This is a genomic window from Marinobacter sp. 1-3A, from assembly GCF_016597775.1.
In the GTDB taxonomy this organism is placed as follows: domain Bacteria; phylum Pseudomonadota; class Gammaproteobacteria; order Pseudomonadales; family Oleiphilaceae; genus Marinobacter; species Marinobacter xiaoshiensis.
The window spans coordinates 414,594-438,500 of sequence record NZ_VCGZ01000001.1 but is presented as its reverse complement, the minus strand read 5'-3'; the positions used below and the strand labels follow the sequence as shown (position 1 = coordinate 438,500).

The window sequence follows — 23,907 nt, the reverse complement described above, 5'->3', positions numbered from 1 at the left end:
CATGGAGCTCTCGATCAATAGCATTAAGGCAGAACTACTTTAAACGGTTTAACTGTTACTTTGTTGTAAACACCTGCATCCATATAGGGGTCGCTAGCCGCCCACGCCTCAGCCGCGGCAAGGGAGTCAAATTCCGCTACAACGAGACTGCCTGAGAAACCGGCATCACCCGGATCTGGTGTGTCTATGGCAGGGTGCGGCCCTGCAATGAGAAGTCGCCCTTCTTTTTTCAGTTGTTGCAGGCGCTCGATATGAGCAGGTCGTGCACTCTTGCGCAGAGTAAGGCTGTTATCGACGTCTTCACTGATAATGGCGTAGTACATGGGGTCTCCGGTTCCTTGGGGGCCGTGTAAAGTGATGCATGGAGTTGTGGGGCTGGTACACTGTAGGCTCCGGTTAGCATAGTCAGATATGAGCCTCTGTTGCCATTCACTCCGTTATTTATTTCATTTGGGAATTTTTGTGACTATACCGCAAGACCCTGTTTTGTGCATTGATCTGCATTGCCACAGTACCGCGTCAGACGGGGCTCTTTCACCAGGTGAGCTATTAGCTCGCGCTGCTGAGAAACATGTTACCCATCTCGCTCTTACGGATCACGATACGATTAGCGGTCTTGCAGAGGCACAGGCTGCAGCGGAAGCCGCTGGAGTGGTGCTGATTTCCGGTATTGAACTTTCCTGTTTGTGGCGGAGTCGAACGATACACATCGTTGGTTTGGACTTTGACGTCAACAATAGCGAATTCATTTCTGCGTTGGAGCAGCAAAACCGTAACCGTTGGGCCAGAGCGGCGATGATTGCCGAGCGTCTGAGCAAGCTTGCCATTCCGGATTTGCTTGATCGTGCCACTACTGAGGCTGGCGGAGATGTGCCTGGCCGACCACATTTTGCACGGGTCATGGTGGAGTCAGGCGTGGTGAAGAATGCAGCGCAGGCGTTCAAGCGCTACCTGGGCGCGGGTAAAGTTGGTGATGTGAAGGCCTACTGGCCAGAATTGCAGGAAGTTGTGCAATGGATTAATGCAGCAGGTGGGATTGCGGTGCTTGCTCACCCGAGAAAATATCAACTTACTGCAACAAAATTGCGTGAGTTGACGGCGGATTTTCGCCGGGCCGGGGGGCGGTCCATTGAAGTGAGTACGTCGGGGCAGTCCAGCGGTGATCTCGGGTTTTTGGCAGAGTTGTGTATGCGGGAGAAGCTTCTGGCGTCTCAGGGCAGCGATTTCCATTTTCCTGGCGCGCCCTGGTGTGAGCTAGGGCGGATTATGAAAATGCCAGACGGGCTGGAGCCGGTCTGGCATCATTTCAAGCAGATTCCTGGTGCTAGCGCACCGGTTTAATCCGGTGCGTGGAACAGCAGGTAAAGATCAGTCAGCGAGTCGGGGATAGCATCTGCCATCTGGCCTGACAATTTTTCGCTGCTACGAACGTTCTGGAAATCTTCATCATCAAACAGTCCTGACAGTGTAAGCATGGGCACCATCAGATCGGCTGTTTCCTCTTCGCTCGCGGCATCCAGCCACTCATCTTCATGCTCCAGGAAGGTGTCCACAAAGCCCGCACACCAGTTTTCCAGTGCGTTCATCGGGTCACCATCCTCCGGTTCCGGAAGCTCAATAGCCTGGCCCATATCGAGGGCTTTGATCATGTCTCCCGCCAGTTGCGTAACGCACTGGCGGAAGGTCTCCGGAATTCCGCCGCCGGGTGTGTCATCGGTGCCAGTTACGAGCCGGAAAACGGTTTCCACACTCAGTTTGGCAGGCCCGACGACGCTGGCGCAGACCACGCCGTGAAAGCCGAAAAAGTCCAGGGCATCATCACCCCAGGGTTCCGCGAACAGTATGTCTTCCAGCGCTTCGATGTCGGAATTGGACAGCATTGGTTAGTTACCCTCGAGTTTTTTGGCTGCTTCGGCCGCTCGTTGACGCTTGCGCACTTCACGAGGATCGTTGTATGCGCGCCCAGGGGTTACTGGAATGCCAGTATCCTCAGCCGGCTTGTCTGCGGCTTCCGGAGCTGGAGCGCTTTGTTCTGTCGCTGGCTTATCTGCCGGAGCTTTCTCTGCAGGCTTTTCCGCTGCAGGAGCTTTTGCTCTGCTTCTGGCGGGCGCTGATCTTGGCTTCCTGGTCGGCGCAGCTTCGTTTTCAGCAACAATAGTCTCTGCCTTTGCAGGGGGTGTTTCTTTGGTCTGCCTGGCTGAAGACTCTTCTGTTTTAGCGGAAGGCTCCTCTGCAGCTTTGGCCGGGGATTCCTTAGCCGCTGTAGCTGACGGTGCTTTGTCCTCTTCTGCCAAGGGTGCGGCAGCTTCTTTGTCAGCAGCAGCTGAAGGTTTCTGCTCGGCTGCTGCAGCAGGTTTCTGCTCCAGCTCAGTTGAGGGCTTGTTTGCAGACTCCGGAGCGCGCTCGCTAACGCTCTGAACCTCAGGCTCTTTGGCCTTTGGGGCAGGGGGTGCTTTGCTTGCTTCGGTTGTTGCGACAGGCGCATCAGATTTTGGCGTGGCAACAGGCGCCTCCGGCTTTTCAGCTGCTGAGTCTTTAGCTGGCGCGTGAGGCTTTTGTGCCTGCTCAGGTTTTTGCTGAGTCTCGGTGCTGGCCTCAGCAGGAGCTGGATTTGCCTTGTGCGTAATAGCCTTCTGCTCAGGCTGCTTTTGCTCGCTTTGCTGAGCTACTGGCACATTGGCAGTAGCCTGGGCCGTGCTCTTTTCAGATACCGCTGCGGCGGCTGGTTTCACGCTAGTGTTGTCACTGGCTGCTTCTGGCTGAGTGTCCTTCTGATGCCGCTCATTGCGGGTGCTCTTGCGGGCAGCCGGAGTAGATGCCGGGGTCTCGGAGGGTGAACCGTCCCGATTACGGGGGCGGCGTGGCTTGCGACGGGTATCGTCAGAACCGGATTTTTCAGCAGCAGCCTTTTGTGGGGCTTCCTGCTGAGTCGTGTCTTTTTGATCGCCGTTATTTTTAGCATCACGCTGAGGGCGGTTACGGTTTTGACCACGGTTCTGGCCATCCTTGCGGTTGTCCCGACGATTGTCTCCGCCGCGGCTTTCACCATTTTTGCTTTCAGAACCTTTGTTGTCACTGTCATTAGCCTGACGGTTCTGGTTGGGGCGGCTCTGGTCGTCATTTCGGTTGCGGCCGCGCGAGCGGTTATCGTCACCGCGGTTTGGCTGACTGCTGCTTTGACGGCGCTCGTTAGGTTTGCGGTTGGTTCCGCCGGTATTCTGACTATCGCGGGCAACACGAGTTTTACGGCGATCTTGCCGTGCCTGGTTGCGCTGATCTTCGCGGCTAGCGTTCGCCTTGGCGTTGCCACTGGCTTCGCTTTGAGGCTCTTCCTCACCACTAAAGAAGCACGCAATCTTGCGGCCAATTCTGCGGAACAGGCCGTCGTCCTGCTCGGCTGGTGCCTGGGGTGCAGCTTGCTGGGCTGCGGCCGTCGGAGCGGGTGCTCTTGGGCGGATAGCTCTTACGGCAGCCTGTTCGCGAACAGGCTTGTCTGCGGCAGGTGCTTCAAAGACTTCTTCTTCGCGCTCACTGTATTCCTGAGCTACCTGGTGGCTTGAAATGTGCTCGGGAGTGGTTTCGTCGTCGCGCATGCGCAAAATTTCAAAGTGCGGCGTTTCCATGTGAGGAACCGGCACGATAACAATGTTCACTTCCTGGCTGGCTTCAATGTCTGCAAGCTGTTTGCGCTTTTCGTTAAGCAGGAAGGTGGCCACAGAAACCGGCACTATGGCCCGGACTTCTCCGGTCTTGTCTTTTGATGACTCTTCGTAGATCAGGCGCATGATGCTTAGCGCCAGAGATTCGATACCGCGGATGGTGCCTTGGCCTTCGCAGCGTGGGCAGACTTCACTGCGGGTTTCTCCCAGGGAAGGGCGTAACCGTTGGCGCGACATTTCCAGCAGGCCGAAGCGTGAGATCTTGCCTACCTGAACACGGGCCCGGTCGATTTCCAAGGCTTCGCGCATTTTTTGCTCAACTTCGCGCTGGTGTCTGGCCGGCGTCATGTCGATAAAGTCGATAACGATCAGGCCGCCCATATCCCGCAAACGGAGTTGGCGTGCGATTTCTTCGGCTGCTTCCAGGTTTGTCTGATAAGCCGTCTCTTCTATATCCTGGCCCTTGGTGGCGCGGGATGAGTTGATGTCGATGGAAACCAGAGCTTCTGTCGGGTCGATAACAATAGACCCGCCCGAGGGAAGTTTTACTTCGCGCTGGAACGCGGTCTCAATCTGGCCTTCAATCTGATACCGGCTGAACAGCGGAATTTCATCCTTGTACAGCTTGATCTTGTTTTCGAACGTAGGCATTACTGCGCGGACAAAGTTAAGTACATCCTCGTAAACGCCTTCCGAGTCGATCAATACCTCGCCGATATCCTGGCGGAGATAGTCGCGAACGGCGCGGATGATAACGTTGCTTTCCTGGTGAATAAGGAAGGGCGCTTTGCGCTCACCGGCCGCCTGAGTGATGGCTTCCCAGAATTGCACGAGGTAGTCGAGATCCCACTGGAGCTCTTCAGACGTGCGCCCGATGCCTGCGGTGCGCACGATAATGCCCATGGATTTGGGCACTTGAACGTTGTTCATGGCGTCTTTTAGCTGTGCGCGCTCTTCACCCTCAATGCGCCGGGAAATTCCGCCTGCGCGTGGGTTGTTGGGCATCAGAACAAGATAGCGACCAGCAAGGGAGATAAATGTTGTTAGGGCAGCGCCTTTGTTACCGCGCTCTTCTTTATCAACCTGAACAATAACTTCCTGACCTTCGGCAACCACTTCCTTGATATTCACCTTGCCTTCGATCTGGCCTGGTGACTTTTTGAAGTAATCCCGGGAGATTTCCTTGAGAGGAAGAAAACCGTGGCGGTCGGCGCCAAAGTCCACAAATGCAGCTTCGAGGCTAGGCTCTACACGGGTAATGCGCCCTTTGTAGATGTTGGCTTTTTTCTGCTCGCGGGAGCTGGATTCGATATCGAGGTCAAACAGACGCTGGCCGTCAACCAGGGCGACGCGCAACTCTTCTGGGTGAGTTGCATTGATGAGCATTCTTTTCATGGAAAGTGGTTATTCCTGTCAGTAAAATTTGACAGAAAACCGTAGGGCGTCGCATCTGCGAAGCAGGGATATGCGTGCCGCTGGCCCTGTTACATCAGGGGGGTGAGCGGCGGACAGACGGATCATTCCCTTCCGGGGTATGACCCTGTTGATCTGAGACCACCGCCGACAATCCGCCTGCCTGATGGCAGAGAGGTGTCATATAGGGTTCGTATCTGTTGACGCATATAATCCGTTTTCAAGTTCACACAAGTGCCTGGGTCTCACGTCGTATTCGTAAGCTGGACGGCCCGGCCTTGCGTGGCAGTGATTCTTCGCGATATCGCCCGGCGGTTTTCCGCGCGGTTTCAGTTTTTCCGGTGTCAGCTCACCGTTTCTTTTTACGGGTCTGTCCTGACACTCCGGAAGCATTTCTTACGCCGTGCCCGATAGTGATTGGGCGTCCGACGTTCAAACTCTTGAATAGTGTCGGTATACTCTTCTGCCGCTCCGGCTTCTGACTAGAGTAGGTCAGGCCGTAGACAAACGACAGATCACGCCGGAATATAACAGTATTCACAGAACCGTTCAATCCTGCTTGTATCGCCAGTTATACCACCCGTTAAAGGAACCTTATGTCCCGCAAAATTGCTACCGGAAAGCCCGCTAAATCCCGGGCGAGAAAACCGGCGCCTCATCCGGTGTCTCGCGAAGACAGCAAGCATGCAGGCCCTGGCCGGGAGGCAGTGCAGCAGGGTGTTGTATGGGTGACGGTGGATGAGGATAACCATGGGCAGCGTCTGGATAATTTTCTATTGGCGCAGCTTCGCGGTGTGCCCAGAAGTATTATTTATCGGATTGTGCGCAAAGGCGAGGTGCGGATTAATAAAGGCAGGGTTAAGCCAGATACTCGCCTTGTAACGGGCGATCAGGTGCGCATACCACCAGTTATACGTAAGGAGAAAGCGCCGCAGGCGGCTCCTGGTAGCCGGGTGCAGAGCGTGGTCGAAGCAGCCATCGTGTTTGAAAATGACCAGATGCTGGTGGTTAACAAGCCATCTGGAATAGCGGTGCATGGTGGCAGTGGCCTCAGTTTCGGGCTAATAGAGGTGTTGCGGTCCGCTCGCCCGGAAGCGCGTTTTCTTGAGTTGGTGCATCGCTTGGACAGGGACACTTCCGGGTTGGTTATGGTTGCCAAAAAGCGCTCTGCATTGCGTTTTCTGCAGGACGAACTCCGGCAAAGGCGCATCCGCAAGCAATACCATGCGTTGGTGGCCGGAGATTGGCCAAGTAAGCTGAATCGGGTTGATGAGCCGCTGTTGCGCTATGAAATGCCTAATGGAGAGCGGCGGGTCAGGGTGGATCAGGCTGGCAAGGCCTCTTTGACGACCTTTCGTTGCCTGGCGCGTTATACAGGATATACCCTGGTGGAGGCCTCGCCAATTACTGGTCGGACCCATCAGATTCGTGTGCACAGTTTGTGTGCCGGTCATCCAATAGCGGGGGATGACAAGTATATGGATGATGTAAGTCTCAAAGCGTTTCGGGCAGTTGGTGGGCAGCGTTTAATGTTGCACGCCCGGGCTCTCGAGCTTTCCCTGCCTGTTACCGGGGAGATGGTGCGGTTTGAGGCCCCTTATGATGATGTATTCAGTCACGTGCTTGGCAGGCTTGATGTGCGTGCGACGGGAGCAGAGTAATGGATGTGAAAGTGGTGATTTTCGACTGGGACGGTACCTTGGTGGATTCCGTAGATCATATTGCCGATAGCCTGCACCAGGCTGCCACGGATCTTGGGTTCCCTGCGCTGGAGAGGGAGGCATACCGTGACATTATAGGTCTGGGTATGGTCGAGGCGCTGGAGAAGTTGTACCCGGGGCTGAGTCACGAAGAGATAACGAGTATACGGGAGGGGTACGCCAATTATTTTTTCCGCAAGGTAACAACACCACAGAATCTTTTTGAGGGGATGGGGGAGGTTGTACTGAATCTCCAGCAATCTGGCCGCGGGTGCTCGGTGGCAACCGGTAAGAGCCGCAGGGGTTTGGATCCGGCGCTGGTTTCCAGTGGGCTGGGGCCGCATTTCGATATTACCCGCTGCGCTGATGAAACCCGATCCAAGCCGGATCCGCGCATGCTTGAAGAGATTCTTCTGTTTTACGGTATCAAGCCTGCCGAGGCCGTCATGATCGGGGATACCCGTTATGATCTGGAGATGGCCCAAAGGATTGGTATGCCGTCTATTGGTGTTGAGTGGGGGGTGCATAAGCGCGACGTGCTTGGTGGTTATGCGCCTCACGCTATCGTAGATACTGTGGCGGACCTTCGCGACGTGCTTGGTTTGTAGCCAGCCTTGGTAAATTTGTCTATAGCAGGAAATGTGCATGAGTGACTGGGATTCCGATAAAACGGCTGAGTGGGGTGACAAACCTGCTGAGCAAGGTGCATTGCGACGCAAGCCAAATCTGCCGCCAGAGACTGGGCGTGACTGGAAGTTGATAGAAAAACTGGTTATGTCGTTACAGTCCGAGCAGCGCCGTAGCCGGCGGTGGGGTATTTTTTTCAAGTTCCTTACCTTTGCTTATTTGTTTGCGCTGCTGGCTATTGTCTGGTCGCCACTCGGCGGCGGCCTTGAGGCAACAACCAGCGAGCACACGGCAGTTGTTGAAATTAACGGGCCAATTTCTGCAGATGAGATTGCCAGTGCCGACAACATTGTTGGTTCATTGCGTTCAGCGTTTGAGCAGGAAAATGCTCTGGCGGTGATATTGCGCATTAATAGCCCGGGAGGTAGTCCTGTTCAGTCCGGCTATATTTATGATGAGATCAAACGGCTGAGGGGCGAATATCCCGAGAAGAAGGTCTATGCGGTGATCTCGGATATCGGTGCATCCGGTGCTTACTATATTGCAGCTGCGGCTGATGAAATTTACGCAAACCGCGCCAGCCTCGTTGGGTCTATTGGTGTGGTTGCCGGTGGTTTCGGGTTTACAGGTGCTATGGATAAGTTGGGGGTTGAGCGCAGGCTTTATACCTCAGGTGATAACAAAGCGTTTCTGGACCCATTCTCCCCCGAGCAAGAGGGGGAGGTGGTCTTCTGGCAAAGCGTGCTCGAGAATACCCATCAGCAATTTATAGCGGCCGTAAAAAAAGGGCGTGGTGACCGTCTTGCAGATGATGAACGGCTGTTTAGTGGATTGGTTTGGAGTGGAGAGCAGGCGCTGGAGCTTGGGCTGATTGATGGGTTGGGCAGTACGTCTTATGTGGCCAGGGAGATTGTCGGTCAGGAAGAGTTGGTCGATTACAGCCGCCGTAAGGGCGCCTTGCGGGATCTAGTGGATCAGCTTGGCGTCTCCTTGGGACACGGAGTCGCTTCGCAGCTCGTAGAGTCCCGACTGGAGTTGCGTTAGTGGCGGGGGCTACCGGGATTCCAATAACGGATTTCTCCCCCATGCTATCAGCATTTCATTGAGTGCGATCAGTGGAAGGCCGACAAGGCTGTTCGGGTCTCTGCCTTGCAGTTCCCTGAACAGGGTTATTCCCATGCCTTCCATTTTGAAGCTACCTGCGCAGTCGTAAGGTTCTTCTTTGCGCAGGTACGCATCGATTTCTTTGGCCGACAGTTCGCGGAAATGCACGGTAAACTGCTCGCAGGCGATTTGCAGGTTTCCGGAATCGGAGTCCAGAAGAGCAAGCCCGGTGTGGAAATTGACGCTTTTGTTGCTGCACTGCTCCAGTTGCCGAAATGCAGTTGAGTAATTTCCGGGTTTACTTAGCAGGGCTCCGCTGGGTAAGGCGGCAACTTGATCTGATCCAATAATCCAGTGGCTCGGATATATGGGCGCCAGGGCTCTGGATTTGCTTTCGGCCAGGCGCCTGGCCAAAGCCACCGGATCTTCTCCTGGCGCTGGCGATTCGTTAATATTCGGGCTTGCGCAGGTGAAGGGCAGCCTCAGTCGAGCTAAAAGCTCCCGGCGATAGGGAGAAGAAGACGCCAGCAGTAGGTGTTTTTGGGGCATGATAAGGGCGCTCCTTCAATAATTTCGGCCAATTTTCGTGCCCGTATCGTAGAATACACCTACGAAAACGGAAAGCCCTTGGCAAAAGCGGACGAAGTCTTTGACAGCAGCGAGCTTCGCCCCTAGAATTGCGCGCCTATGTCAAATGCGTCTAGTGCCGAATTACCAAAGATAGTCGACCCATACAAGTTGGCGGAGCACAACAGCGTGCTGGAGGGAGAAATTCCTCTCAGTGCATTGTCTCGTTTCCGTGAAGCTGTTTTTGGGTTTGAAGATGGCGCTGTCTGTCGCGTGAAACTGTCCTTCTACAAGGATAGTGAGCGTCGCCGCATCGTCTCGGGTGAGTTGGAAGTTCCGGTCAATCTGGAATGCCAGCGCTGCATGGGGCCTATGAAGTCCGTGTTGGTTTCCCGGTTCGTTCTTGGGCTGGTGACCAGCGATGAACAGGCGCAGGGGTTGCCAAAGGACCTTGAGCCTTTTCTGACTGATGATTTCAGTGCGGATTTATGGTCGATGACAGAGGACGAGTTGCTGTTGGTTTTGGCACCGTATCCTCTTCATGATCGCGGCGAATGCCCGGCTAACGAAGATCTGAAAGCCTATGAGCCAGATGGATCTTCAGAAAAGCCTGAGAAGAAGGCAGGCGATAACCCGTTCAGTGTGCTGGCGGGGCTCAAGAATACAAAGCATTAATCAGGGCGTGGGCAACCATATTGGGTGCCGGCGCAATTAAACGAACACACGTTATTCGTAACCCTATTCAAGTAAAGTTTACGTTAACAGGTCAGGAGTAGAACCATGGCTGTACAGAAGAACCGTAAGACTCGTTCCAAGCGTGGCATGCGTCGTGCCCACGATGCCCTGAGCCCTGCAGCTCTGAGCACTGATTCAACAACTGGTGAAGTTCATCGCCGTCACCACGTATCTCCAGACGGATTTTACCGTGGCAAGCAGGTAATCGAAGCTAACGACGAGTAATCTCGTTGTATAGCCGCGCAAACCTCAATCGAGTGGGCAAGCGGTGAATCCGGTTACCATAGCGGTTGACGCCATGAGTGGCGATCGAGGTCCGGCAGTTGTAGTTGCTGCGGCCCTCGAAGCGGTGTGTGAAAACAAAGCCTTGAGTTTCATCCTGGTGGGAATCCGGAGTGAACTTGAGGCTTTGTTGCGTGAGGGGCACCCACGAATCCGTATTGTCGAAGCTGCAGACATTGTGCGCATGAATGAGCGCCCATCCCATGCGTTGCGGCACAAGAAAAACTCGTCCATGGCTATTGCTCTCAGGCTGGTACGTGATGGCGAAGCTCAGGGGTGTGTCAGTGCAGGTAATACCGGTGCCTTGATGGCATTTGGTCGCTCCATTATACGTATGTATCCGGGTATTGAGCGTCCTGCTATAACCAAGCTTATCCCTTCGCTACGGGGGCGCTGTCACGTTCTCGATCTTGGCGCCAACGTAGATTCCAGCGCAGAGAATCTTTATCAATACGCCCTGATGGGCTCGCTTATGGCGTCGGCAATCTGCAGTCAGGGTGAGCCGCGGGTGGCACTGCTGAATGTTGGCGAGGAAGAGATAAAAGGTAACGAGCAGGTTCGCCTTGCCTCTCACATGCTCGCCCAATGTGACTCCATTAACTACATTGGCTACGTGGAAGGCAGTGATCTGTTTCGCGATGTTGCGGATGTAGTGGTATGTGATGGGTTTGTGGGTAATATTGCGCTGAAAACCGGCGAAGGTGTGGCCGGGTTGCTCATAGAGCTTATGGAGCAGGCCTTTACTCGCACTCTTTACGGCCGCTTTGTAGGTCTTCTTGCGCGTCCTATCATCGGCAGGCTTCTTCGGCTGATGGATCCCTCCCGGCACAACGGCGCCAGCCTTCTTGGTCTTCAGGGCGTGGTTATAAAGAGCCACGGCAACGCCAATGAGCGCGCTATGCTTGCGGCCATTCGCCAGGCCGTCCTTGAGGTCGAGCTCGAGGTGCCCAGGCGCATCAATGAGCGCCTGGATGATTTGATGCTTTGATTGGTCAGGGCCTTTTGGCTCCCTGATGCAGAGCTTGCTTGAAATCATTTGGTTTGTTCGCGCAAAATCCAGCCAACTTGTACTATTGGCTAATCTCCTGAAACTCCCAATGACGATAAGATCCCGCTTATGAAATCAGCCTTTATATTCCCCGGACAGGGTTCCCAGTCGGTTGGCATGTTATCCATCGCCGCCGAATCTTGGCCCATGATCAACAAAACCTTTGCAGAAGCCTCCAATGTGCTTGGCTACGACCTGTGGCACCTTTGCCAGAAGGGCCCTGCAGAAGAGCTCAACCAGACCATGATTACCCAGCCAGCACTGCTGACTGCAAGCGTCGCACTATGGCGTGAGTGGTTTGTTGCCGGTGGGCCGCGACCCGATTTTCTGGCGGGGCATAGTCTGGGTGAGTACAGTGCGCTTGTGGCTGCTGAAAGCCTCGATTTTGTCGAAGCTGTGAAACTGGTGCGCCTGCGTGGTGAACTCATGCAAGAGGCTGTTCCTGCCGGTGAAGGCAAAATGGCTGCTATTCTTGGTTTGGAAGATGCCGAAGTTGTTGCAGCCTGTGAAGAGGCAGCTAATGGCGATGTAGTGGCGGCAGTTAATTTTAACGCACCTGGGCAGGTTGTTATCGCCGGCTCAGTTGCAGCTGTTGATCGGGCCATTGAAGCTTGTAAAGCCAGGGGCGCGCGCAAGGCTATGCCATTGCCGGTCAGTGTCCCTTCGCACTGTGCATTGATGAAGGGCGCGGCTGAAGAGTTGGGGCAGGCTCTGGATGAAGTTCGTTTTAGTGATGCTGTCATCCCGGTTATACAGAATGTTAACGCAGCAGCGGTTACAGATTCAGCTACACTAAAGGCAAATCTGTTGAAGCAGTTGTATTCTCCGGTATTGTGGACAGATTCAGTCCGCACGCTGGTGGGGAATGACGTTAAGGTTGCCTTGGAGTGCGGCACTGGCAAAGTGCTTGCCGGGCTAGCCAAGCGAATTGACCGGGGGCTTGCCGTATACGGCATCGAAGACCCCGAGGCTTTGTCTGCTGCGCTTGCGGCATTTGAACCGTCTTGATGTAAAGGGAGTTGTGCATGTCTCTGGAAGGTAAAACAGCACTGGTAACCGGTGCTACTCGCGGAATTGGAAAAGCTATCGCCCTGGCGCTCGCAAAGCAGGGTGCTGAGGTTGTAGGCACAGCCACAACCGCAGAGGGAGCTGCAACCATTACCGAAAACCTTCAGGCGGCTGGTGCAAGCGGCTATGGCATAGTGATGGACGTAGCAGATGCCGAAAGCATTGAAGTTGGCCTTAAAGAGATAGCCAGTAAATCTTCGGTACCCCTTATTTTGGTTAATAATGCTGGTATAACCCGTGATAACCTGCTGATGCGGTTAAAAGATGATGATTGGGCGGCAGTGCTCGAAACTAACCTCTCAAGCGTGTTCCGCACCACCAAAGCTGTACTGCGAGGCATGGCAAAGGCACGTTGGGGGCGCGTTATCAACGTGAGTTCAGTGGTTGCCAGTATGGGTAACGCAGGGCAGTCTAATTATTGTGCAGCAAAAGCGGGTGTTGAGGGTTTTACCCGCAGCCTGGCGAAGGAAATGTCGAATCGTGGTATCACAGCTAATTGCGTGGCGCCGGGATTTATTGACACAGATATGACAAAAAAACTGGACGACAAGCAACGTGAGGCTATGCTGGAAATCATACCCGCGGGTCGTTTGGGGGAGCCGGAAGAGGTGGCAGCGCTTGTTGCTTTCCTGGCATCGGATGTTGCCGGTTACGTGACTGGGGAAACCATTCATGTAAACGGTGGAATGTACATGGGATAAGCTCCAATTTTGGAGCTCGTGCGCAACTCATTGTCGCGCAACATGTTTAACCGGATCCCTGCTTGTTTGCAGGTAGGGTTTACACTAAACTGGCAGCACTTGAGTTGCTTGGTAGATACACAAAGTGAGGACATTATGAGTACAGTTGAAGAGCGCGTTAAGAAGATCGTTTGTGAACAGTTGGGCGTTAAAGAGTCCGAAGTTCAGAACTCATCTTCTTTTGTAGAGGATCTTGGCGCTGACTCACTGGACACCGTTGAGCTGGTGATGGCACTGGAAGAGGAATTTGAAACTGAAATTCCTGATGAAGAAGCCGAGAAGCTGGCCAGTGTTCAGGACGCGATCGACTACATCGTCGCGCATACCTGATACTCTGAATTTTAGTTAGCCAGGCTAAAAGCCGTCCTTGTTATTCTGTGAAGGACGGCTTTTTTATTGCCTGAAAATGACCCGGGGTTCGGGTTCATTCAGTAACACTGACCCATGAAATGATCAGGTGAACGCAGTTATGAGTAAACGACGGGTTGTTATCACTGGCATGGGAATGTTGTCTCCGCTAGGAAACGATGTAGCGACTTCCTGGGAGGCTATTCTGGCCGGGCGCAGCGGAATCGGCTTAATCGACCGTTTTGATGCGTCCGGGTATGGCACCCGTATTGGTGGTGCAATCAAAAATCTGGATCTGGAGTCGTATCTTTCGACAAAAGATGCCAGAAAGCTGGATGCGTTTATTCACTACGGTCTGATTGCAGCTCAGCAAGCTGTCGATGACAGCGGGCTTGCAGATTATGAAGCCTTGGATCGGGACCGGGTTGGTATTGCTATCGGTTCAGGCATCGGCGGGCTTGAGTATATCGAAAAGAACGTGCTGACTATGGAGAAGTCTGGCCCCCGCAAGGTGTCGCCGTTCTTTGTTCCTGCGTCGGTAATCAACATGATCTCTGGCAATGCCGCCATTCGCTTCGGGTACCGAGGCCCGAATATTGCCATTGTGACCGCCTGTACTACCGGCACCCATAACATTGGATACGCTGCTCGCACCATTGCCTACGGCGATGCCGATGTCATGCTTGCAGGTGGTTCTGAAATGGCAACAACTCGCACAGGCGTTGCAGCCTTCTCGTCAGCTCGCGCACTTTCAACCCGCAATGACGAGCCGGAAAAGGCGAGTCGCCCCTGGGATCGGGATCGTGACGGGTTCGTGCTGAGTGACGGTGCCGGGGTTCTGGTAATGGAAGAGCTTGAGCATGCCAAAAACCGCGGCGCGACGATTTACGGCGAGCTGGTGGGTTTTGGCATGAGCGACGATGCCCACCACATAACAGCGCCACCAGAAGATGGTGAGGGCGCAGCCCGGTCAATGAGCAATGCGTTACGAGACGCAGGCCTGAAGCCGGAAGATGTCGACTACATAAATGCCCACGGGACTTCAACGCAGGTGGGCGATGTAGCAGAAATTGCAGCAGCCAAGCGTGTGTTTGGTGTGCACGTTAGCCGACTGGCAATGAGCAGTACAAAATCCATGACGGGGCATTTGCTCGGTGCGGCAGGCGCTGTTGAGGCTATCTTTTCGTTGCTTGCTATACGTGATGGCGTGCTGCCGCCGACAATTAATCTGGATAACCCGGATGAAGGTTGCGACCTGGACTTGGTGCCTAACACTTGCCGCAAGTCTGATGTTCGCGTGGTTTTGTCCAACTCGTTTGGCTTTGGTGGAACCAATGGCACTCTGATTATGCGCCGCTACGAAGGCTAAGCGGCCCATGTTCAATCTGTTCTGGGCGGATGAAAACGGGTTCCCCGCGGGTGACCGCGGTGCTTTATACGGTGATGGCCTGTTTGAGACCATAAGGATGCATGGTGACCGGGGGGTGCTTTTATCTCGCCACCTCGATCGAATGGTCCGTGATGCAGGTCGGCTGGGTATTCCCATTGCGCTTACGGATCTTCGCAAAGTCTGTACCGCAGCCACTGGTCGCTACCTGGATCGCTTCAGCAAAAAAGACAACGATAGGGGCTGGGTACTCAAGCTGACCCTTACCAGGGGGGAAGGTGGCCGCGGGTACCAGCCAGGCTCCGGAATTCGGCCTAACCTTATGGTGTCTGCTGGCCCAATGCCTGCGCTGCCGGCAAGCTCAGGCGTTATCGCTGACTTTTCCCGGATACCGCTTACCGTTAACCCCCTGCTTACTGGCATCAAATCCCTGAACCGTCTTGAGCAGGTTATGGCTGCCAGAGAAATTGAGGGGGAGGTGTATGAAGTTATTATGGCTGACAGTGCCGGTAATCTGGTTGAGGGTACTCGTACCAACTTGCTACTTAAGGTGGCTGATGGCTGGGTAACCCCACCATTAAAAAGCCTTGCCGTAGCCGGTATCATGCGACAGTGGATGCTGGAGCGATTGCGTGCGCGGGGAGAGACCGTCTTTGAGCGCTCGGTGAGCATTGCAGATGTTATGGGCTCTCACTGTCAGGGGCTCTTCTTTCTGAACAGCGTTGTAGGAGCAGTTCCGGTACGCAGGCTTGCAGGCCAGGATTTGCCTGTAGATGACGGAGTTGCGACAATCTTTAATCCTCTCGAATTGTTGGAATAATTCATTTGCTCAAGAAACTTTTAATTGCAGGAATTTGCGCTGCCGTGCTCGTGGCTGCAGGCACAGGATTGTGGGTCTGGCAGGGGCTGGGATCCTTATCCAAACCCGTTGCTATGGAAGAGCCGATGCTGTTTGATGTTCCGGCTGGCACAGCATTCAGTGATGTTGCCAGGCAGTTAAAGTCTCGCGGGTTGGTCGAAGATAGCCTGTGGGTAAGAGTGTTCGGCCGGCTGTATCCGGATAAGGCCAGAATCAAAGCCGGAGAATATGAGTTTGTCAGCGGCATGAGCGCTACAGCCATGCTCGAAAAAATGGTTGCGGGTGATACCAAACATTGGTCTGTTCAATTTATTGAAGGCTGGACGTTCCAGGACATGCGTGCGGCTTTGGCAGCTACGGATCGTCTTAAGAAACTCACATCCGAGTGGTCAGATGCGCAGATTATGGAAGCCGTTGGTGCAGAGGGTGAGCACCCTGAAGGACGGTTTTTCCCGGACACATACCTGTTTACAAGTAGTGAATCGGATCTTGACCTGCTCAAGCGTTCGTATCGGCGCATGGAGGCCGTTCTTGCGGAGGAATGGGAAGGCAGGGCGGAAGGCCTGCCATACGATAGCGCTTATGAAGCTCTGATTATGGCCTCAATTGTAGAGCGGGAGACCGGCGCGCCCCATGAACGGGATCAGGTGGCGGGTGTGTTCGTTCGCCGCCTGCAGAAAGGCATGCGATTACAGACGGATCCTACCGTCATTTATGGTATGGGCGACAAGTACAAGGGCCGTATTGGAAGCCGGGATCTACGCACTCACACGCCCTACAACACATATCGTATCAATGGATTACCGCCAACACCTATTGCTTTACCAGGTCGTGAGGCCATACATGCATCCCTGCACCCAGGCTCCGGCACGGCTCTGTATTTTGTGGCTCGTGGCGATGGTACCCACAAGTTTTCCAATACACTGGCGGAACACCAGAAGGCAGTTCGCGCGTTTCAGCTCAATCGTCGATCGGATTACCGGTCTTCACCTGCTCCTGACAAGGATGAGAAAGAATGACTGTTCGTGGCCGGTTTATTACCTTCGAGGGAACCGAGGGAGTGGGCAAGTCTACCCAGATTGCCAACGCTGCTGAAACTCTGAAAGAACTTGGCATTGATTGTGTTGTGACCCGTGAGCCGGGCGGAACGCCCATGGCTGAGTCGATTCGTGAGTTGTTGTTGGCGCCGCGGGATGAGTCTGTAAACGAGCTCACTGAACTGTTGTTGATGTTCGCAGCCCGTGCACAACACTTGCACACGCTTATTCTTCCAGCTCTTGAGCGGGGGCAGTGGGTCCTTTGTGATCGCTTTACCGATGCAACTTTTGCCTACCAGGGCGGAGGACGAGGTGTTCCAAGCGAACGGATTGCCTTGTTGGAAAACCTGGTGCAGGGGGATGTGCGCCCGGATCAGGTGGTTCTATTGGATGCGCCCGTTGAAACCGGTATGACCCGCGCGAGGAAGCGGGGGCAGTTGGACCGTTTTGAACAGGAGGCTGTGGCCTTTTTCCAGCGTATTCGTGATACCTACCTGGCTCGCGCCAAAGCTGCGCCATCTCGCTACAGTGTTGTGAACGCGGCAGACTCATTAGAGCAGGTTAGTGCCCATATCCGCGAACTTATGTGCAAGTTCCAATCAGATCTGCTTTAATTGAGTCACATTCTCACTTGAAGGTTCCGGTCGCGTCTATGTTGGATGCCCGTCTACTCAAACTGCCGATAGCATCTCACCAGCATCGCCATGAGCATCACCAGATAGTGATAGGTGTTCAGGGTGAGGCAGACTTGAGTGTTGACGGTACCGGATCTCATCTGGACACCTGGAAGGCATGCCTCGTTCCGACGGAGGCCAGGCACGACTACTGCGGTGATCATCAGAATCATGTGATGGTCATCAATCTCGATCCCTCAACCCCTGCTATTTCCACGCCGAACCATGCGGACTATGAGCGCATGGTTCGTGTGTTCGAAAAACCCCGCACCATTCACATGGATAGCCGTTTGCAGGGATTGGTTCAGTTTGCGGCCGGCGAGTTTGATCGGTCACCCGGAAATCAGGCAATGCATGGCCATCTCGCGGCCAGTATTCTCTATTGTATGGCTGACAGAGTGGTAGATCAGAGGGTGGGTCCGTCGCACCGCCACAGTCTGAGCCCGGATGCCATGCACCGTTATGTTCGGGCAAACCTGCACAGGAAAATAAGGGTGCAGGATCTGGCCAGTGAGGCCTGCTTGAGTGTGAGCCGGTTTCATGAGGTATTTCGAGAGGTGGTGGGAACTACGCCTCACCAGTTCTTGTTGGAGGCCCGCCTGGATCAAGCCATCAAACTGCTGGCTTCGACACCCCTTTCCGTCTCTGAAATCAGCTACCGGGTTGGCTTCTCGTCCCAGAGTGCATTGACCAATGCACTGCGCAAACATAAGGGAACCACCCCTACAAAACTGCAAGTTCGTGATAACGTTGCCTGATTTAATCTGAAATGACCGCATTCCCGTAGAATTCCACAAAATTATCGTAGGATTTTGTAAGCCGATAATACGTAGTAATACTAGGCTGGTTGCGTCAAATCACATCCTGACGATCTGTTGCTTGGTTTGGTCGCTAATTGGCAATACTTAACTATAGTTAAGCCTGAGTATGCGATTCGGTGTTTCGCTCAGATTCGTAAGGCATACCAGTAAACAAGAAGAACGACACAGTTGGCAGGCGCTCGCGCCAGAGCTGTGCTTTGCGAGCGGATATAGTCCGACTCATTAAACCGGAGGAATTCCATGGCTATTGGTGTTTGGATTAGTCTATTTGCTTATTTTGCAGTGATGATTGGCATTGGCCTTTTTGCGATGCGCACATCCACTTCTTCATCAGAAGATTACATGCTGGGTGGCAGGGGACTCAGCCCAAAGGTAGCGGCGTTATCGGCTGGTGCCTCCGATATGAGCGGATGGTTGCTTCTGGGTCTCCCCGGTGCGATGTACGTATCGGGTCTTGCTTCGGCATGGATTGGCGTTGGTCTGTTTGTAGGTGCGTTTCTTAACTGGGTTATTGTTGCTCCCAGGTTGCGTTCACAAACGGTCTCTTACGGCAACGCGCTTACCATTCCGGCTTTTCTGGCCAATCGTTTTCCCACGCAGGCATTGCCACTAAGAACCGTTGCGGCGATTGTTATTGTTGTGTTTTTCTCGGTTTACACAGCCTCAGGCCTGGTAGCAGGTGGCAAGCTGTTTGAAAGTGCATTTGCCGGAATTTTCAATTTTGGCGGCATGGGTGATTACGGTGTGGGTATCGTCATAACGCTGGGTGTTGTACTTGCTTATACAGTGGTTGGCGGGTTCCTGGCTGTGAGCATGACCGACTTTGTTCAGGGTTGCATCATGATGGTTGCGCTGGTTCTCATGCCAGCGGTGGTTCTGTTTGGCGAAGGCGGTGGCGGCTTTGCCCAGGCGACAGCCACGCTGAATGAGGTAGACCCAACCCTGCTGTCCTGGACAGAAGGGCTGACCTTTGTAGGATGGCTTTCGGCGGTAACCTGGGGCTTGGGCTATTTTGGCCAGCCGCACATCATTGTTCGCTTTATGGCAATCCGTTCCGTGAAAGAAGTGCCGACTGCTCGAAATATCGGTATGTCCTGGATGGCTATTTCCCTGATAGGAGCGATTGGCCTTGGTATTTTCGGTCGTGCCTACGCAGTGCGTAATGGCATGCAAATTGATGATCCGGAAACCATCTTCATCATTCTCGCAGACTTGCTGTTCCACCCGCTAATTACGGGCTTCCTGTATGCAGCTTTGTTGGCCGCAGTAATGAGCACCATCTCCAGCCAGCTTTTGGTAGCGTCTTCGTCACTGACTGAGGACTTTTATCGCTTGTTCCTGCGCAAAGAGGCTGGTGACCGCGAGTGCGTAAACGTAGGCCGGGTATGTGTAGTGCTTGTAGGCCTTGTGGCTGCAGTTATTGCTTCTGATCCCAACTCAAACGTTCTGAGCCTGGTTGGTAACGCATGGGCGGGCTTCGGTTCGGCGTTTGGGCCTCTGATCATTCTTGCGCTTGTCTGGCCTCGCACTAATGGTGCTGGCGCACTGGCCGGTATGATTGCCGGTGCGGGTACGGCAATGATCTGGGTATCTCTGGGCTACAACTCAGAGTTCATGGGTGGCCCGGGCGTCTACGAAATCATGCCTGGTTTCGCAGCCTCCCTCATTGCTATCGTAGTAGTGAGTCTTGCTACCTCCGACGCCAATGAGTATCGGGCAGAACAGCACAGCTAATACCTCTTGGGTGAGGCATTATAAGTACGCAAAAAGGGGCCCCGCCGGGGCCCTTTTTTATTGTCTGTTTGCCTCTGCGAACTGGTAGATTCAAGAGTGGGAAGCTATCTTTACTCAGTGATATTTCTCGGATGAAGCAAAAATAATGATAAAACAGGAGTCGTTCCATGAGTAAGAACAGGGTTTTGAGATATGCCTCAGGGCTGCTGGCGGCGGCCGTAGTGTCTGTTTCAAGTGGTGTACAGGCTGAAGGCAACTATGTGATGGGCACAGCCACGACGGGAGGAACTTACTATCCCGTGGGTGTTGCGATTTCCACACTGATCAAAGTGAAGCTTGAACCCAAGACTAACATATCGGTTTCGGCCATAAGTTCAGCTGGTTCCGCTGAGAACTTGAAGCTTATGGATGAAAACCAGATCCAGTTTGGCATTCTTCAGGGGCTATACGGAGCTTATGCCTGGAACGGAACAGGGCCGGTTAACAAGCCTTATAAAGATCTGCGTTCAGTATCAATGCTATGGCAGAACGTGGAGCACTTTGTAGTAACCAAGGGCATCGCCAAAACCGGCACAATCGAAGATATGAAAAACCTGTATGGAGAAAGCTTCTCCATAGGCGCGAGAAACTCGGGAACCGAAGGTTCTGGTCGCTTTATTCTGGGCAAGGTTGGCATTGATCTGGAAAAAGTAAACCTCGCATACCAAGGCTATGGGCCCAGTGCAGATGCCCTGCAGAATGGCAATATCGATGGCATGAATATACCGGCGGGTGTGCCAGCGGCGGCGGTAACAAGAGCCTATGCCAATATGGGTGACAAAATTACCACCCTTAACTTTACGCCAGATCAGGTTGCCAGGGTCAACAGTGACTTTGAGCTGTGGACACCTTATACCATCCCTGCGGGGACCTATCCCAAGCAGGCTAAGGATATCAATACCATTGCCCAGCCTAATATCCTGGCAGTTCGTGATGATGTCTCCGAGCAGGATGTCTATGAGATTACGAAAACTATCTACGAAAATCTGCCATTCCTGAATAACATCCATCAGGCAACGAAAGCTATGGCGCTCGAGAAGGCCATTGCAGGCCTGCCAATGCCACTTCATCCCGGTGCTGCCCGTTTCTATAAAGAGCAGGGTTTGACCATTCCTGAACGCTTGCTCGCTCAGTAATGGTGACTGGCAAAACAGAAGGCGAAACCGTCATTGTGGTTCGCGATGAAAGTGTTAGCGAGGCGAGTGAGCGAGTAGATCACTGGTTGCTTGGGCCAGTGATTTTCTGGCTCGCCATCGCCACGGCGCTGATTCATCTGTATTTCAATACGGTTTCGACCCTTTCTGAGCTGTGGAGTTCTGCTCTTCACTTCGGCCTTTTCGGGTTGATCTGCACTTTGACCACGCCTATGTTCAAAGCCCGAACAGTTGGCGGCAAGAGGCTGGCACTTGGAGGCGATATTCTGCTGGGGCTTACTGCGCTGGTCTGTGCTTACTACCTGATTTTCTTTGAAGACGATCTGTACCAACGGGGATTCAATTTCTCTACCGGCGACTGGGTTTTCTCAGTCGTGTCGGTGGCATTGATACTTGAGTTGGCGCGGCGCACGGTTGGCTGGTTTATTCCCGTGCTGTGTATTGTTGCTCTGACCTACGTAGCTTGGTGGGGCCAATATGTTGATGGCATCTTTAATTTCCCCGGGCTTTCCTGGGAGACTGTTCTGTATCGCTCATATATCGGCGGCCAGGGAATGCTGGGTTCCATCGCCCGGATTTCATGGACCTACGTATTCATGTTCATTTTGTTCGGTGCCTTTCTGGTGAAATCCGGGGCAGGGGACTTTATTATCGAATTGGCCCGCTGTGCGGCAGGGCGTTTCGTGGGTGGTCCTGGGTTTGTGGCAGTATTCGCCTCTGGTCTCATGGGCTCAGTCTCAGGATCCAGTGTTGCCAATACGGTTTCTACAGGCGTCATTACCATCCCCTTGATGCGCAAAGCCGGCTTTCCCGCGCGTTTTGCTGCTGGTGTTGAAGCAGCCGCTTCAACCGGTGGGCAACTGATGCCGCCTGTGATGGGTGCAGGTGCTTTTATCATGGCTTCCTACACCCAGGTTTCCTATCTCACCATCATTGCAGTTGCTGCACTCCCGGCGCTTCTTTATTTTATCTCGGTGGCCATGTTTGTGCGTATCGAGGCCAAGCGCAGCCATGCTGACAAACTGGAAGATGCTGCTGCGCCTGCGCTAAAGGAGGTCTTGAAAGGTGGCTGGCATTTTCTTTTGCCACTGGTCGTTCTAGTGGCTGCGCTGGTTTACGGCTTTACGCCAACTTATGCTGCAGGTATAGCGATATTGTCGGTTATCGTCGCCTCCTGGCTGTCGAAGAGTCCCATGGGATTAAGGGATATTCTCGATGCGTTGGCGATGGGTACACGGAACATCACTACCACTGCAATTCTCCTGATTACAGTCGGCCTCATTGTGATGGTCGTTTCAACCACCGGCATCGGCAATACGTTTTCGTTGATGATTACCGATTGGGCAGGCGGGAGCCTGTTGATAACTATACTTCTGGTGGCGCTGGCCTCGCTGATACTGGGGATGGGGTTACCCGTAACGGCAGCGTACATTGTTCTTGCCACGCTCTCGGCACCGGCAATATACAGCCTGATCGCTCAAAGTCAGCTGCTGGAGTTGATGGTAAGCGGAAACCTTCCTGAACAGGCTAAAGCAATCTTCATGCTTGCCGCACCAGATAAGCTGCCTTTGCTGGATGGGCCTATGGATGTCACGACTGCGAAACAGATGCTCGCACTGGTGCCGGATACCTTCAGTAGCCAACTCCTTGAGCAGGCTTTATCGCCGGAAACACTTTCCATGCTGCTGGTGGCTGCGCACATGGTCATCTTCTGGCTTTCCCAGGATTCCAACGTTACACCTCCGGTTTGCCTTACAGCTTTTGCTGCTGCTGCTATTGCCGGAACGCCACAGATGCGCACCGGGTTTACTGCCTGGAAGCTGGCAAAGGGGCTTTACATTGTGCCGCTTCTGTTTGCCTACTCACCACTGATTACCGGCGATTTTACCGAGATGATCCAGGTATTCTGTTTTGCCTTGTTCGGCATCTACGCCATTATTGCCGGTCTCGAAGGCTTCTTGGAGCACAAGCTTAATCTGCTGGTTCGCGCGTTGATGTTTCCGCTTGGTGCCTTGATGCTTTGGCCTCATGGGCAGTTACTGATCGATGGAGCAGGGCTAATCATATTTATCTCGGTTCTGGTGTGGAGCAGTCGTTATGGAAAACGACTCAGCGGCGATCACTCGGGCAATAACGAAGGAAGTGCGAACGCTGCATGAGCATCACAGACGTTATTGCATTACTGGCACTAGGCGGTATTGCCGGGTTCATCAATGTGCTTTCGGCAGGCGGGTCAATGCTTACGTTGCCGTTGCTGATGTTTCTTGGGCTTCCTCCTCAGGTTGCAAATGGTACCAACCGGGTAGCAATCGTTCTGCAAAGCACAACCGCTGTAGCAGGCTTTCGCCGCATGGGTCACGGTAATCTCCGTGTTAGCTTGCACCTTGCAGTACCGGCGGTTCTTGGATCTCTACTGGGTGCCTGGGTAGCAACATGGGTGCCAGACGTGATATTCGAATGGGTGCTGATTCTTGCCATGATTTTCGCTTCGGCATTCATGCTGTTGCCTCAACCCCGGCTGGAAACCAACCCGCTGACTGTAAACAGGCTTGGCCCTGTGATTTACATGGCTATGTTTCTGATTGGTGTATATGGCGGCTTTATTCAGGTGGGTGTAGGGGCTCTGTTTATAGTGGTTTTATATCGGTTGCTGCGCATTGATCTACGCCAGGTCAACGTTTTCAAGGTGTCTATTATTCTGCTTTACACAGTTCCCGCATTGATGATTTTCGCCTTTAACGGGCAAGTACGCTGGGGTATGGGGTTGGTTCTGGCACTAGGCAATATTACCGGGGCATTTGTAGCCGTTAAGGTGAATCTGAGCAATGAGGGCGCTAAATGGGTGAAGTGGATTACCCTTGTGATGGCAGCGGCGATTCTGATCCGGTTGATTGTTTACTGATCACACTCT

At 53.5% G+C, this 23,907-nt stretch carries 23 protein-coding genes; 19 read left to right on the top strand and 4 right to left on the bottom strand.

The window, feature by feature from the left end:
* Nucleotides 1-23: 23 nt before the first annotated feature.
* Nucleotides 24-323: a YciI family protein gene (locus FE848_RS02005; RefSeq protein ID WP_200201049.1), complete on the bottom strand. Its 300-nt coding sequence runs from the start codon at nt 321-323 to the stop codon at nt 24-26.
* 139 nt (nt 324-462) lie between these two features.
* Between FE848_RS02005 and FE848_RS02000 the strand changes: the two genes are divergently transcribed.
* Nucleotides 463-1,341 (top strand): PHP domain-containing protein, encoded by an 879-nt coding sequence (locus FE848_RS02000; RefSeq protein ID WP_320159493.1) that lies wholly within the window; start codon nt 463-465, stop codon nt 1,339-1,341.
* Here FE848_RS02000 and FE848_RS01995 read toward each other — a convergent pair.
* Both FE848_RS01995 and rne read right to left on the bottom strand, forming a co-directional pair.
* On the bottom strand, nt 1,338-1,880 hold the full coding sequence (locus FE848_RS01995) for a YecA family protein (protein WP_200201047.1): 543 nt from the start codon (nt 1,878-1,880) through the stop codon (nt 1,338-1,340). The two genes, FE848_RS02000 and FE848_RS01995, sit on opposite strands and share 4 nt — an antisense overlap.
* Nucleotides 1,881-1,883: 3 nt before the next feature.
* A complete protein-coding gene (rne, locus tag FE848_RS01990; RefSeq protein ID WP_200201046.1) occupies nt 1,884-5,054 on the bottom strand; it encodes a ribonuclease E in 3,171 nt (1,056 codons plus the stop codon).
* A 614-nt stretch (nt 5,055-5,668) separates the two neighbouring features.
* Here rne and rluC point away from each other — a divergent pair.
* From rluC to FE848_RS01975, 3 genes are read left to right on the top strand one after another with little or no spacing between them, the layout of a single operon-like run.
* Nucleotides 5,669-6,733: a 23S rRNA pseudouridine(955/2504/2580) synthase RluC gene (gene rluC / locus FE848_RS01985; RefSeq protein WP_200201045.1), complete on the top strand. Its 1,065-nt coding sequence runs from the start codon at nt 5,669-5,671 to the stop codon at nt 6,731-6,733.
* Nucleotides 6,733-7,380, top strand: coding sequence for an HAD family hydrolase (locus FE848_RS01980; RefSeq protein WP_200201044.1), 648 nt, complete (start codon nt 6,733-6,735; stop codon nt 7,378-7,380). Before rluC ends, FE848_RS01980 begins: the two co-directional genes overlap by 1 nt.
* 37 nt (nt 7,381-7,417) lie before the next feature.
* Nucleotides 7,418-8,443, top strand: a complete 1,026-nt coding sequence (locus FE848_RS01975) for a S49 family peptidase (protein WP_200201043.1) — start codon at nt 7,418-7,420, stop codon at nt 8,441-8,443.
* 9 nt (nt 8,444-8,452) lie between these two features.
* On the opposite strand, the gene FE848_RS01970 is transcribed toward FE848_RS01975, so the two are convergent.
* Nucleotides 8,453-9,052 (bottom strand): Maf family protein, encoded by a 600-nt coding sequence (locus tag FE848_RS01970; RefSeq protein WP_200201042.1) that lies wholly within the window; start codon nt 9,050-9,052, stop codon nt 8,453-8,455.
* A gap of 138 nt (nt 9,053-9,190) precedes the next feature.
* On the opposite strand from FE848_RS01970, the gene FE848_RS01965 reads away from it, so the two are divergent.
* The 15 genes from FE848_RS01965 to FE848_RS01895 all read left to right on the top strand — a co-directional run bounded on the left by FE848_RS01965 (nt 9,191) and on the right by FE848_RS01895 (nt 23,898).
* A complete protein-coding gene (locus FE848_RS01965) occupies nt 9,191-9,745 on the top strand; it encodes a YceD family protein (RefSeq protein ID WP_200201041.1) in 555 nt (184 codons plus the stop codon).
* A 105-nt stretch (nt 9,746-9,850) separates the two neighbouring features.
* Nucleotides 9,851-10,030, top strand: a complete 180-nt coding sequence (gene rpmF / locus FE848_RS01960) for a 50S ribosomal protein L32 (RefSeq protein WP_144776298.1) — start codon at nt 9,851-9,853, stop codon at nt 10,028-10,030.
* Nucleotides 10,031-10,073: 43 nt separating this feature from the next.
* A complete protein-coding gene (gene plsX / locus FE848_RS01955; RefSeq protein ID WP_200201040.1) occupies nt 10,074-11,075 on the top strand; it encodes a phosphate acyltransferase PlsX in 1,002 nt (333 codons plus the stop codon).
* A 129-nt stretch (nt 11,076-11,204) separates the two neighbouring features.
* Entirely contained in the window at nt 11,205-12,143 is a 939-nt protein-coding gene (gene fabD, locus FE848_RS01950) for an ACP S-malonyltransferase (RefSeq protein ID WP_200201039.1), read from the top strand.
* Nucleotides 12,144-12,160: 17 nt separating this feature from the next.
* On the top strand, nt 12,161-12,904 hold the full coding sequence (gene fabG, locus FE848_RS01945) for a 3-oxoacyl-ACP reductase FabG (protein ID WP_200201038.1): 744 nt from the start codon (nt 12,161-12,163) through the stop codon (nt 12,902-12,904).
* 135 nt (nt 12,905-13,039) lie between these two features.
* A complete protein-coding gene (acpP, locus tag FE848_RS01940) occupies nt 13,040-13,273 on the top strand; it encodes an acyl carrier protein (protein ID WP_012136033.1) in 234 nt (77 codons plus the stop codon).
* 139 nt (nt 13,274-13,412) lie between these two features.
* Nucleotides 13,413-14,660 (top strand): beta-ketoacyl-ACP synthase II, encoded by a 1,248-nt coding sequence (gene fabF, locus FE848_RS01935; RefSeq protein WP_200201037.1) that lies wholly within the window; start codon nt 13,413-13,415, stop codon nt 14,658-14,660.
* Nucleotides 14,661-14,667: 7 nt separating this feature from the next.
* Complete coding sequence (locus tag FE848_RS01930; RefSeq protein ID WP_200201036.1) at nt 14,668-15,498, top strand: aminotransferase class IV; 831 nt, start codon at nt 14,668-14,670, stop codon at nt 15,496-15,498.
* Nucleotides 15,499-15,503: 5 nt separating this feature from the next.
* Entirely contained in the window at nt 15,504-16,556 is a 1,053-nt protein-coding gene (mltG, locus tag FE848_RS01925) for an endolytic transglycosylase MltG (protein WP_227715078.1), read from the top strand.
* Nucleotides 16,553-17,188, top strand: coding sequence for a dTMP kinase (gene tmk / locus FE848_RS01920; protein WP_200201035.1), 636 nt, complete (start codon nt 16,553-16,555; stop codon nt 17,186-17,188). The genes mltG and tmk overlap by 4 nt, the downstream gene beginning before the upstream one ends.
* 38 nt (nt 17,189-17,226) lie before the next feature.
* Nucleotides 17,227-18,006: an AraC family transcriptional regulator gene (locus FE848_RS01915; protein ID WP_200201034.1), complete on the top strand. Its 780-nt coding sequence runs from the start codon at nt 17,227-17,229 to the stop codon at nt 18,004-18,006.
* Nucleotides 18,007-18,309: 303 nt separating this feature from the next.
* Entirely contained in the window at nt 18,310-19,803 is a 1,494-nt protein-coding gene (gene putP, locus FE848_RS01910; RefSeq protein ID WP_200201033.1) for a sodium/proline symporter PutP, read from the top strand.
* A 167-nt stretch (nt 19,804-19,970) separates the two neighbouring features.
* Nucleotides 19,971-20,978, top strand: a complete 1,008-nt coding sequence (locus FE848_RS01905; protein WP_200201032.1) for a TAXI family TRAP transporter solute-binding subunit — start codon at nt 19,971-19,973, stop codon at nt 20,976-20,978.
* Complete coding sequence (locus FE848_RS01900) at nt 20,978-23,155, top strand: TRAP transporter permease (RefSeq protein WP_200201031.1); 2,178 nt, start codon at nt 20,978-20,980, stop codon at nt 23,153-23,155. The genes FE848_RS01905 and FE848_RS01900 overlap by 1 nt, the downstream gene beginning before the upstream one ends.
* The gene (locus FE848_RS01895; protein ID WP_200201030.1) at nt 23,152-23,898 is read left to right on the top strand and encodes a sulfite exporter TauE/SafE family protein; all 747 of its coding nucleotides are present in this window, start codon (nt 23,152-23,154) and stop codon (nt 23,896-23,898) included. The genes FE848_RS01900 and FE848_RS01895 overlap by 4 nt, the downstream gene beginning before the upstream one ends.
* Nucleotides 23,899-23,907 lie beyond the last annotated feature (9 nt).